This window comes from Desulfurococcus sp. (assembly GCF_038881575.1).
GTDB lineage: Archaea > Thermoproteota > Thermoprotei_A > Sulfolobales > Desulfurococcaceae > Desulfurococcus.
This window is the reverse complement of record NZ_JAVZPN010000001.1, coordinates 323839-335748: the sequence shown is the minus strand read 5'-3', so window position 1 is coordinate 335748 and position 11910 is coordinate 323839. Positions and strand designations below refer to the sequence as shown.

At 44.2% G+C, this 11910-nt stretch carries 10 protein-coding genes and 1 tRNA gene; 7 read left to right on the top strand and 4 right to left on the bottom strand.

Annotation, left to right across the window (positions count from 1 at the left end):
- Positions 1-137: 137 nt before the first annotated feature.
- Positions 138-488 carry a hypothetical protein gene (locus QXV08_RS01705; protein WP_342785241.1) on the top strand — a complete coding sequence of 117 codons (351 nt, stop codon included), beginning with the start codon at positions 138-140 and terminating at the stop codon, positions 486-488.
- 23 nt (positions 489-511) lie between these two features.
- On the opposite strand, the gene QXV08_RS01700 is transcribed toward QXV08_RS01705, so the two are convergent.
- On the bottom strand, positions 512-1156 hold the full coding sequence (locus QXV08_RS01700; protein WP_342785243.1) for a hypothetical protein: 645 nt from the start codon (positions 1154-1156) through the stop codon (positions 512-514).
- Positions 1157-1285: 129 nt separating this feature from the next.
- On the opposite strand from QXV08_RS01700, the gene QXV08_RS01695 reads away from it, so the two are divergent.
- The 6 genes from QXV08_RS01695 (at position 1286) to QXV08_RS01670 (ending at position 7400) form a co-directional block, all read left to right on the top strand.
- A tRNA-Lys gene (locus QXV08_RS01695) sits at positions 1286-1359 on the top strand.
- A 255-nt stretch (positions 1360-1614) separates the two neighbouring features.
- Positions 1615-2517, top strand: a complete 903-nt coding sequence (locus tag QXV08_RS01690) for a metallophosphoesterase (protein ID WP_342785245.1) — start codon at positions 1615-1617, stop codon at positions 2515-2517.
- 413 nt (positions 2518-2930) lie between these two features.
- A complete protein-coding gene (locus QXV08_RS01685) occupies positions 2931-4877 on the top strand; it encodes a S16 family serine protease (protein ID WP_342785247.1) in 1947 nt (648 codons plus the stop codon).
- An 87-nt stretch (positions 4878-4964) separates the two neighbouring features.
- Positions 4965-6095 carry a zinc metalloprotease HtpX gene (locus QXV08_RS01680; RefSeq protein ID WP_342785249.1) on the top strand — a complete coding sequence of 377 codons (1131 nt, stop codon included), beginning with the start codon at positions 4965-4967 and terminating at the stop codon, positions 6093-6095.
- A 17-nt stretch (positions 6096-6112) separates the two neighbouring features.
- Entirely contained in the window at positions 6113-6805 is a 693-nt protein-coding gene (locus QXV08_RS01675) for a transmembrane electron transporter (RefSeq protein WP_342821378.1), read from the top strand.
- Positions 6806-6860: 55 nt separating this feature from the next.
- The gene (locus QXV08_RS01670; protein ID WP_342785253.1) at positions 6861-7400 is read left to right on the top strand and encodes a thioredoxin family protein; all 540 of its coding nucleotides are present in this window, start codon (positions 6861-6863) and stop codon (positions 7398-7400) included.
- Between the two features lie 76 nt (positions 7401-7476).
- Here the strand turns inward: QXV08_RS01670 and QXV08_RS01665 are convergent, their stop codons facing one another.
- Genes QXV08_RS01665 through QXV08_RS01655 form a run of 3 tightly spaced genes read right to left on the bottom strand, consistent with a single transcriptional unit; the run spans position 7477 to position 11903 of the window.
- Positions 7477-8421 (bottom strand): phosphohydrolase, encoded by a 945-nt coding sequence (locus QXV08_RS01665; protein ID WP_342788164.1) that lies wholly within the window; start codon positions 8419-8421, stop codon positions 7477-7479.
- 52 nt (positions 8422-8473) lie between these two features.
- Entirely contained in the window at positions 8474-10351 is a 1878-nt protein-coding gene (locus tag QXV08_RS01660) for a glycoside hydrolase family 57 protein (protein WP_342785257.1), read from the bottom strand.
- 13 nt (positions 10352-10364) lie between these two features.
- The gene (locus QXV08_RS01655) at positions 10365-11903 is read right to left on the bottom strand and encodes a glycosyltransferase (protein WP_342785259.1); all 1539 of its coding nucleotides are present in this window, start codon (positions 11901-11903) and stop codon (positions 10365-10367) included.
- Between the last annotated feature and the right edge of the window lie 7 nt (positions 11904-11910).

Here is an 11910-nt window from a genome sequence, read left to right as displayed (position 1 = left end):
GTAATCCTATGGCAGATTCAAACCCGGTGGAACCAGTGGATTATGTTATAAATGCTGGCTAACCATTGACTGGTGGGATTTAATAATGAAAAAAGTTTATATATTACTATCCCACATAATATAGATCGGTGGAGAAAATGGTTAGGAAGAAAAAAGTAGTATATGAGGACTCAGACATACTAATCGAGATAGCCCCCAGGGATATAGAATTACCCGACATAGTATACGATGCCATTAGAAACAAGGGTAAGCCAGTATTCTTCCAGGAACTCGTCAAGGAGTTCAGCGGTATTGCTGGTGAGGATAGAGTACGTAAAGCCGTGAATCACCTACTAGCATTGAAGAAGATAGTGGAGTTCCCGGATGGAAGTCTCGGAACACCCGACATGAAGTGGGAGCCCACCACTATTAAGCGTAGACGCCGTAGAAGAACCCCAAGACTAATGGATGTAGATGTAGGGGAGACCCTATACAAGGTAACTACCTAAGGCTTAACCATAATTGTTTTTAATCACGTATTTTTCCTCCTAGCACTCCTGCTCCTATCTATCCACGGGTTACTCTTATAGTTAACGCATTTCTCTATGGTGGGTATTATAATACCATATCGCGAATTCAGCTCGCATATGAAGTCATCTGGTACCAGTGCTAAAGACCCTCTCCTTGTCTTAACGATATATGCTTTATCCCTAAGTGCAGGCACGGCTTCCGCCTCCTCGACGATTAAATCTAGGAATATAGGTAAACGGGTGGTGTTGATGAAGCCTCTTTGACGCTTAATCCCGTATTCGTCAGTAAAGATCTCGCCAATCCTCTTTCCATCATTACATACACCTTGCTGGTTACACTCTATGGTTCTAACTAGTTTAGAGGACGATATGATCTTAATCATTTCCATAAGCTTCCCGTTATTATTTAAGCCGGGCTCCTGTGTTTCAGGCTTCTTCTCGGTCGTCCTAGACGACCTTGCCTTCCTCAGGATGATCTCCTTTATTTCATCGAGGCTGGCCGTATTATTTTGAGGGATGGCTTGTCCCTCAGCGGATTTCACGGTATCTGTGGAACCACTGGTTTTCCCGCTCACCCGGTCTTTATCCCTGGGAGCCATGAAATCAGTGAGCTTCCTGGAGCGGGGCTTTCTATCTCCAGCTGGCATGCTTCTATCCTCAAAACACTATCCACGGGACAACCAGTATTTAAACACGAGTGCTCAGCGAGTTTATTAGTACTGGAGACCGTAAAATATTTAAAAACCACACCTACCTATGGTTATTGAATTGGGCATGGGCCCGTAGCTCAGCCTGGTAGAGCGGCGGGCTCTTAACCCGTAGGTCCCGGGTTCAAATCCCGGCGGGCCCGCTTCACTATTCCTACCCGGGTTAAAGGGGGTGGTTTACCCTTTTAGACGGGGATGATGGAATGTTTATAGGCTTTGGTGCTTGCATAGATGAGGGCTCAAACAGCTATATCCCCCTGGGTCCCCGGGAGGGGATAGGGGTAACCGGCCGGAGGCCCGGCCAGGACTAAACCCAGCGAGAACCAGGGAATACAGCCCAAAACTCCCCTGCTCCAAAAAGAATCCCCGCCCATCAGGACAGAGAGGAGGTCAGATCCATGGTGTTGAGGCCTATAGTCAAGGAGGTAGATACCGGGGTATACGTTATCGCTGGAACGCCGTTCCTCTATATTTCACCAAGTAGGACATTATTGATGGCTGATCTCCACTTAGGCTTCGAGGAGGCGGCTTCACGGGGGTTGATCTATAGTCTCAGAGGTGGCAGTGGATACGGGGGGATATTTATACCGCGGATCCAGTTGAAACGTGTCCTTCAATACCTTGACCAGGTATCCCAGGTAATCACGATAGATAAGATAGTTATCAATGGGGATCTAAAGCATGCGTTTGATAGACTACTCAGACAAGAGAGAGAAGAGGTAGGCGAGTTAGTTAAGAGGATCAGGGATATAGGTGTTAAAGATGTGGAGGTCGTAAGGGGTAATCACGATAACTTCATAAAGCCACTTCTTAAAAAGCTGGGAGTAGAGTTTGTTGACTCCATTGAGGTAATGGTCAACAATAGGAAGGTTTTATTGGTGCATGGACACGAATATGTTGATACCTCGGGTAAGGATATAGTTATAATGGGGCACGAGCACCCGAGCCTTAGATGCTTCGGAGCATATAGGTTTCCAGTATTCATGAAGATCCCCTTGGAAACAGGGGGTATTCTAATTATAATGCCCGCCACAGGGCCCTATCACCCAGGCATTAATGTATCTGTTAACAGAGAAGAATATCTCTCCCCAATAGTGAGGAAGCATGCTATATTAGAGAATGCAAGCCTGATAACATGGCTGAATTTAGGCTCAGCCGAACCCATTACAGGCCAGCTCTTAGAATCAATCCCGACACATGGGGTACTTGATGTGGATAGATTCTTATTGAAGAATATGGAGATCGCGGTGTTAGAGTTTAGGGACATCGAGATAGCGCACGTACTTTGCACCCCTGGATAATGCTTTCTCAGTCAATCGACCCATCATCAATGAATCAGACTATGTCGGCTTCAGCATCAATTCCTTACCTTTGTAGAGATCACTATTTTTAATTCATTTTAGGGTATATATTTGTTTCTGGTTTGAAGGTTCTTCAAGGTTTTGTAGGCTGAGTGCTCTCCTTGCTTTACTTGTTATGGATTTATAAGCTGAGGACACAAGTCTAGTGGCGTCTCCTTGACTCCCGAGACCCAGGAGAAGCAGTGTAAACCAGCCCACGGAAACCCAGAAAACCTAGGCGAAGAACGGTTTAAAAACACCGCTGTTTCACCTTAAAGCGGTTTTAAGCTTACCGATCCCCTATTCTACATCATGGAAAAGCGTATAAACACTATTTTCAAGTAATTATTACCGTGAACCTAGAGGTGTGGTGTATGCACGGGTATAGGTACGCGGCAATTGCTTCTTTGGTCATCTTATTGGCATTAACACTAATACCGGCTACCGCGATTGGTGATTCAGGATTACCGAATTACAGCTATGTTAGATCCATCACAATATACGCTCCGGCGGTATCCGGTAGTGGAGAGGGTGTGTTATCTAAGACCACATTAATAGTGGCTTACCCTGGTAGTGGAAGAGTATTCTTCTCGGCTTTACCATACACTGAGCTAGATACCCAGGGGGCTGCTAGGATAGCCGCCTATATAGCTTCACTGGTAGCAGGGGTATCCTTCAATAACTATGATTACTATGTGATTACAGAGTCTAACGTACCTATCATAGGCGGCCCTAGTTCAGGTGGATTAATGTGCGTTGGCTTTCTCTCATTGTTGATGAATAAGACCCTTAATCCAAGTGTAACGATGACGGGCATGATTAATCCTGATGGCACGATAGGGCCTGTTGGTGGGTTGAAGGAGAAACTTGATGCAGCAGCTTCGAATGGATTCAAGACGTTTCTTATTCCTAAAGGACAACGATACTATCAGTACCCAGTTATACAGGAGACGAGGCTGCCATGGGGTGTTATAAGGAGAACAGTCTACCAGAGCATTGATCTTGTGGAGTATGGTAGAAGCATCAATGTATCCGTGATAGAAGTCGGCTCTATATTCGATGCTATCACATATTTTACAGGCATGGATATCAATGCTTCCAGCGTCATCGAACCCTTACAGGTAAGTATACCGGGAGAGGTCGTTGACTCTCTCCTGAATAATCTGAGCGCTATGGTCCAGGATACATATTCTTCAGTGAACAAGGTATACGACTATTATTATAAGAGAACTCTGCAGACGGTTATCAATAATTTAAATAATACTCTTTCAAGCCTTTACTCCATTAAAGATAAGTACCCAGTTTACGCGTTTGTACAGGGGCTTAGCATATATCCTTCGGTAGTATACTATAATCTTTTCTCGAAAGTACTATCGAATACTCTAAGCATAGACTCTATACTTGGCACCGTGAACACGACTCTTACTTCGATAGGTGTTAGGCTCAATAGTATAGGGGGAAGCCTAGATCTAGATGAATTAATATTGTTCTCCATGGCTAAGGCGGTCTACTATAGGGCCGGCTACTATTATACGAATGCATTTTCCTCTACAAGCAATAGTGATAAATTAGCATATTTATCCTACTCGCTCTCCTACGCTGAACAGTGCAGTATACTCCTGGATTTGATGAAGGTTTTGCCGAGTAGCTCTCCACCATCATTAATTAACCTAGTTGATGCCAGGGATTTATACGCGGCGGCATCAACTATTTACTCGTATATCGAGGCCCTCGTCAATGAGGTGGGTGGGAATACACAGGTCTTAAGCGATGCATCTGACTACTATGGTTTAATGAATTCACAGATAGTCAACGACTCTGTCACACTACTTGGTTTCACAATATATGTTATTAGTGAATCCACGTATGCGTTGCATATGGTGTTTGATCAGAGTAATCTAGATGACGTCGCGTATGTACAGCAAGCCATATTAACAATGTTATCGAGTAAAATACCGTCAACACCAGTGCTACGATTCTTCATCGAGTATGGTTCTGAGGCGCTGGAGAGCGGAGATTACTCTTCAGCGGTCCACGGGTTTTCACAGGCATTCTCGCTTTACCTGGTTCTCGCGCTAACTCTAGATGGAAACTCTAATACTAGCACTATATATGCTAGTACATCTTCCCAGGGGGGTGTAACATCCTCGAATACTACTACGCCATTTATATGGATACCTGTAAACCAACCCATAGCCAATACTACTACTCCTGAGAACCAGCTACCAAGGGGATTGATCCTGGAGTACCTAGGAATACTAGTCATCACAGTTGCGGCTATATCGATAATCCTTGCACTCAGGATGATAAGGCACAGGTAGGGTATAGCTAGTTAAAAGACGCTTATAAACCAGTTTTCTCAAGTTTTTAAGGATGTCTTTGATTATATTGTTACCTGGTGATTATCGATGTTGCTATGGTTTTATGATCCCTTTACAATGATAGCGCTTATAATAGTATATATTATTGGATTCCTAGTACTAATGATCACAGCTGGCTATATTGCCCCCAAGGTGGCACGTAGGTTCGCCAGTAGATTCTCCCTCTCATCATCCATGTTGTTGATCGGCCTCTTAACTATTGGGTCGAGTATTGCAGGGATATCCATTGTAGCATATGTATTAGTTAACTATATTGGTGCAGAGTTCACGCTGGGCTTCATTGTATGGCTCGTGATCTTCATAGTGATAGCCAATATGTTCACCTATATTCTCTCGCCCTACATGATAAATCTTCTCTACGGGGCTAGACATGATGAATGGTTGCAGAAGGTAGTTGATGAGGTAGCATTAAGGCTCGGTCTAAGTAGCCCACCTAAGGCAATGATTGTAAATATGCCTCCAAATGCGTTTGCCTATGGTAACGCTTTGTCAGGTAGATACGTGGCTGTGTCAAGGGAGCTCATGGAGATGCTTAACGAGGATGAGTTACGGGCTGTAATAGGGCATGAGCTGGGCCATCATTTACACAGGGATAACTCTATAATGTTATTCATGGGGCTCCTGCCCAGCATCATATATTATCTAGGTGTCTCCCTGGTAAGGGCAGGCATAGTTTACTCGTCAATGAGGCTTACATCGGAGAGGAGGAATAGTAGTTCAGGGGGATTCATATTAGCTATAATAGGTATATTAGCAGTAGTGATAAGCTTCATCGTCCAAATACTCGTACTAGCCTTTAGCAGGCTCAGGGAATACTATGCAGACACTACTGGAGCTTATGCTTCATCCCCATTGAACATGCAGAGGGCGCTTGCAAAACTACACATATACTATGAGGGCAGTGGGAGAGCCCGGGAAATGGTTTCAACGAGTAAGTTGAGAACAATGTTCATATATGCCTTCATAGAGGCAGTGGCTAACCCATTATACCACTATGGTCCATTCTATAGGAGCCCTAAGATAGATGACGCGAGCATAGATGAAGTAATACAGGAGCTCAAGAATAAAGAAGTAAATAGCATGCAGGAATTCCTCTCAACACACCCCCCAATACCCAAGAGGCTCCGTTTCCTCGATGAATTAGTTTTTAAGGCATAGACACCTCGGTGGATACTTTGGATCCTGCATCCTTTATCCCCATGTTAGCCACCATGGCTCTGATAGACTCGGTGGACCCGTGCTTCTTTATATTATACACTGGTATCCTCATATCATATGTTGCAGGCAGTATGAGGAAACTTGTTGAGATATCAGTAGTATTTATATTAACTGTTTTCACCGGGTACTGGGTATTCGGGTTTCTATTGAGAAACGTGTTCAGCCGGGTCTTGGTTTCACCTATTTACATATTTATCATAATGATAATCTATGGAGTCTCAATGATCATCTATGGCTTCCATGATTTAGCCAAAGAGAGGAATAGCGGGGGCGATGAAATCTGCAGAGAGGATATGGTTGAGTGCAATCTATCAAGGAGAATAGGTTTACAAAAACTCCTGGAGACAGGGGGATTAATTTACATTGCTTTAACAGGGTTTATCGCGTCCTTCACGCTGCTCCCCTGTAGTGCAGGGATGTATATTATCTATAATATGCTGACAAGTGACACACCTTTCCCCATATGGGCGTTCTACACGTTCCTCTATACAGCGATATTTGTTTCACCACTGGTTCTCATCACATTGATTTATATAGGAATAATGAAAACCAGGATACATGAGAAACTAATCAAGCATCAAGCCTCCTTGAGAATACTCGGGGGCCTGATAGCGGTTGCAATAGCGGTATATGTCTATCTATACCGTTAAAAACAGGATTAGAGATAATGGTTCAAGAATAAGAATAACGGTGGGGTGCCGTAAAATGCCTGGTAAAAGCACTAGTAAAAATAAGGGTAGGACTGATAAGGGCAATGTAATATTCTTGCTCATACCAGTAGTAGTTTTCATTGCCGCAATAGCGATACTACTATTATGGAACCAGCCGGGTGGAGGCAGTGGTAATATAGCTTTCTATCTCGGCACCAGTAAATACATGGATATAGATATTACCAGTAGTGAATGGGAAAACATATACAACAACCTAACACAGATCGTAGAGCTCAATGAATCCACTAGGATAGTAATGTTTGGCCTGACCACATGTCCTCACTGCCATGCACAACAAGAATTCTTCAATACTGAGATGCCTGGTAAAGCATTATACTTATGGATTGACACGGATAAGAGGGTTGAATCACTCTTCTCCCAGCTTACAAACCTAGAGATCTCAAAGGGGGTGCCACCCCAATACGTTTTAGGAGTACCCCATATCCTCGTACTAGATAAGAACGGCGGGCTGGTGGCCGTGGTAATAGGTGAGGCGGAGGATAAGGGGTTCTGGGATAGACTGCTGACTTCATGAAGAGTTTTTAAGCACTTTAGCTACTATGGTTGTTTGGGCACGGGCAAGTACTCCTCTCTACTTAGCTCCTTAGATTTTAAATAATGTAGTTATCATGGACTTTAGCCTTGGCCTCGATGGCTCTAACTATTTCGCTGATCAGGGCCTCAACATCTATTCTACCGGGTATCCCAGATATCTTCCTGTGTCCTCCCCCACCGTATTTCAACGCTATTTTTGATACGTCGACATAGTCGCTGCGTAGGTTTACTCCTCTAGGATATCTAACTATATACACGTGTGAGGTAAACCCGTTCTTCTCGGCTATGCTTATCAACTCACCTGGATGAACCCTGGGATCTACGTCGGGGAAGACAAGTATTTTAACCCCTTTCCTCTCTACTAGCTCTGCCCTGCCAAGTGCTTCTCTAATCAGGTTTTCGTAGATGTTTTTGACTTCAAGCCTATATAGTTCTAGCATCCATCTAGGAGCTATGTCGCCGGCTAGTAGTGACTCTAGAATTCTATACCTTATCTCCCACTTATAGAACCTTAGGACGCGTCTATATATAGTCGTCAACTCGTATTTGCCTTGGAACCAGTCGTCGTCGAAGGCTAGCTCTATAAGCATCGTGACAAATCTATCCCTGGTAGCGTTCACGAAGTTTGCTGAGATATCCGCTGTAACCGTGAACGGGTCATTAATATATGAGACAACATCACTGAATTCAATAAAAGTTTTTTCAACCTCTTCGGGCCATAGATGGTGATCCAGCCATTTAACTATATATCCCTTTTTACGCATCGCGCTAAATAAGTTCGCATAATTATTTAAATCAGTTAACTGGGGATTTAAATCGGCGACCACTATTTCGCTATAGCCTTCCTCAAATAAACTCATTAAATACTTAAATGTAGACGTAACAGAGGAAAGCACCTTCTTCTCGGGACGCGTGTAACGTGAAATAATGGTGTTTGATGCAAGCCCGTCTATATCCCAATGCGTTACAACGGCTTTCCTCATACTTGGGATCTCCACCACTTAGTTGATACAAAATATAACTAATTATGGGCGGTATTTATTTCTATCCATACTATCGTGGATTCAATGGCATAGATGGATATATCTCGATCTCCTTGATGAAGCTAGAGATGATGTATGAATCGGATTGAATCACCACTGAGAACGGTACTAACCCCACTTCGCCCACAGTGATCTCTACAGGTATGCTTACAGATGTCCTGCCCGGTGCCTCGAATTCTTTCTCACTAACACAGTTCCTGCTTGGACAGGATACTTTAACAACGGCTTTAACAGGGGTTTCCAGGGTATTCATAACCTCCACGATGAGTGTGAGAGGCGTATTTGACATTGGTTTTCCAGGTATTTTAACATCCTTTATCTGGATGCCATTTAATCTCTCATCTATATACCTCAGCGACTCGTTTAACCATGTCTCTATGATCTTAGGTGACCAGAACTCCGCCCACCAGTAATCACTATCAAGGGCATGCCACAATGCCCATCTAGCCTTCTCGCTATAAGGATCTCTACCCTTAATCAGTGATTCATATGCCCTTATCTTCATATAGGTGTCAACTACTTTAAGCCAGTATTCCTCATGCTCTTCTTTTTCCCCTCTCCACTTCCTGAAGGTGCAAAGCCATGTATTAGTGGGGATCTTCATAAGTATACGTGTCGCAGGTAACTCCTCATACACCTCTCTCAGGTTGACCAACCTTAACACGCCTTCATCGCTCAGGGATTCCAGGAACAATAATAGTTTATCAAAATACAGTGCTGTTAAAGGCGGATTGCCGGCGAAAACCATCCAGTTCTCGCCATCTAGTGCAAGGGTTAGTATCCTACCTGGTATCCCCATGATCTTCCTGGCTATGAGAAGGGATACCTCGTACGCGTTTCTCCAGGCATGGGCCTCGCTCGTGAAATTGTTTTTGAAGCTTAATACATCGCTTAACTCATGATCCCTAAAATACACTACTATGTGTTTCCCACTCTCTTTATTTAAAGCAACATATGGTTCGTAACTAGTGGTTTTCTCCCCTTCAGCCATCTCGAAATGGCATTTATCATCTAGAATAGTATACTCTATCCCGTTATCATAGTAAACATCTATCATCTCCATTGAGAAAGCCATCTCAGGAGTCCATGCTCCAAGCGGTGTTATCCCTAATACTTCCCTTGTAACAGATACCCCATACTTTACTTCATCCCGTACTATATCGCTTAACCCGAGTACATCTACTAGGAAACCACCTATTGTATGAGCATAGATACTGGTTAGTACATCTATCTGGCCCCGTTTATATGCATCCTTATACATATTCATGGTTTCCTCTATCAGTTTGGCTTTCTCACTACCAGGATCAATCCTCTCTCCGGTTGCGAAGACTACGCCACGCTTAACAGCAGTGTCCCACTGCTTAATCAAGCTCGGACTCAGATTATAGGTTGCATGGTAGTCACGGTGCTTCTGGAGCATTTGCGCATGATACCTGTAGGGTGCATCACCATATGGCTTAAGGGAACTACCATATGTATAGATGAATGCCCATGGCCCATGAATCACGCCATTGGGTAGGTAATTCGGGGCTTGGTGATGATGCCATACAAGTGCCAGGTTTTTCGGCTTAGATTTCTCCCCGGCATCATATACCATGTACGTTAACTCATCCACTACGATATCCCCTATCTTCAGGTAGACCTTGTATACACCTGGGCTGCTCGGTGCGTCATATGGTATTATGCCGGCTATTAAGGAGCCCCCTATAGCGATGTCTCCGTTGAAAATAGTTTTCTCGTCATCATACACCATGATATGCATTCTTCCTTCTCCACTACCTGATACGAGGACATGTATTTTCGCTTCTTCACCGGGTTTTAGAACCGGTTTATTAAGGATTAAATACGCCTCTATATCACGTATTTTCCTGGGAGGTATAAGCGACATATCGATCCCACTGCTATAATGCGTCTCCGCCTTCAGCCTGACTCTTAACACTCGTATATATCTTGATTAGCTTATCGGCTGAACTACTCCATGAAAACTGCTTAGAATGCTCCACGCATCCCCTCCTGAACACGACCGATCTCTCTTTGTCTTCAACTATTTCGAGAACAGTCTTCACGGCATCGATCATTCCATCTATATCAAGCGGGGGAAACAGCGCACCTGTTCCATCTAGGCCATGCGTCCTCACATCTTTGATGAGGTCTCTGAACCCGCCTGTATTAGATGCAGCAACAGGTGTACCTGAGGACAAAGCCTCTAATACCACTAGTCCGAATGGCTCATACCTGCTTGCTGCCAGAAAGACTGATGCGGCATAATACAGCATTAAGTAGTGTTCGCGGTCAATATATCCTGGTAGAATCCTCAGGTTATCCGGGAACAATAACTGGTACTCTATTATCTCCCTTAACAACTCCTCTGTACCGCTTACAGGGATCACTGCCAAGACTACTCTAGCCCGTGGTACTTCTACTAAGAGCTTATCCATCGATTTAAGCAGTAGGTCTATGCCTTTTTGTCTCGTGGATCTACCTGTGAGCAATATTAATGGCCCGTCTTGTTTGAATGGCGCGCTGATTGAGACCCCGTATTTATCGATGAGCCTGTTAATGGCGTCTCTTAAATAGGGATCAGGGTTTTCAACGTTGACGAGCCTTAATTCTTCCCTAAGCATCTTATCCCTGACTAGCCTACGTGCTTCATAGCTGAAGGGATCCCTGTCACCAATATACTTCGACACTGTATCCAGGACCGTGCTCCAGGTCCATGTTGATGCATTAAACACGTAGTCTACTCTATCAGCATTGTCTAGGCCTATGTATCTCACAACATCTCTAGTGTATCCTTTACTAACTACTATAACTCTATCGCTTGTCAACGCGGCCAGCTTCTCGATCCAGCCGCCTGACGCATAATAGTATTCCTCGAACGACTTAATCCCTAGCTTGCCGCGGATATGATCCTTACTCCACATGTTCAACCCCCTGGTGATCTCTTGGAGATCCATGAATCCATGTGAAAGCAGATGAACATGGTATACTATACCTACAGGTATGCTCCTCTTAGTTGCTTCAAGGTTTATTGCGAGAAGCGCTGGATAGCTGTGCCAGTCATGTCCGTGGACTATGTCGGGCATGCCTTCTTCTCCAACTACTTGGTTAAAGTATTCCCTGATCACCCTTGCGAAAGCAAGGCTCTTCGAGACAAGGTTTGAAGAGTAAACCAGGGGGTCCTCTAGTATACCGCCGGAGATTATATAGTGTTTCACCGGTGCATTATACTCTAGTATAGAGTACTCGACACCGTTGATGCTGGTTTTAAAGACCACCCTCTCAGATCCCTTATTGGCCTCGAGGCCATGGCTCGGCGTATATATTTCGACGTTGATGCCTTTCTCTACTAGTGCCTTAGCGAGCCTTGGTGGTACTTCGGCTAGTCCTCCCACCTTCCTAGTATATATTGATTCAAACGTGAACATCCATGCTTTCAAGCTGAAG

Bases quoted from the DNA above. Each gene is read 5' to 3' on its own strand.
- QXV08_RS01705 (WP_342785241.1), top strand. From the start codon at position 138: ATGGTTAGGAAGAAAAAAGTAGTATATGAGGACTCAGACATACTAATC.
- QXV08_RS01700 (WP_342785243.1), bottom strand. From the start codon at position 1,156: ATGCCAGCTGGAGATAGAAAGCCCCGCTCCAGGAAGCTCACTGATTTC.
- QXV08_RS01690 (WP_342785245.1), top strand. From the start codon at position 1,615: ATGGTGTTGAGGCCTATAGTCAAGGAGGTAGATACCGGGGTATACGTT.
- QXV08_RS01685 (WP_342785247.1), top strand. From the start codon at position 2,931: ATGCACGGGTATAGGTACGCGGCAATTGCTTCTTTGGTCATCTTATTG.
- QXV08_RS01680 (WP_342785249.1), top strand. From the start codon at position 4,965: ATGTTGCTATGGTTTTATGATCCCTTTACAATGATAGCGCTTATAATA.
- QXV08_RS01670 (WP_342785253.1), top strand. From the start codon at position 6,861: ATGCCTGGTAAAAGCACTAGTAAAAATAAGGGTAGGACTGATAAGGGC.
- QXV08_RS01660 (WP_342785257.1), bottom strand. From the start codon at position 10,351: ATGTCGCTTATACCTCCCAGGAAAATACGTGATATAGAGGCGTATTTA.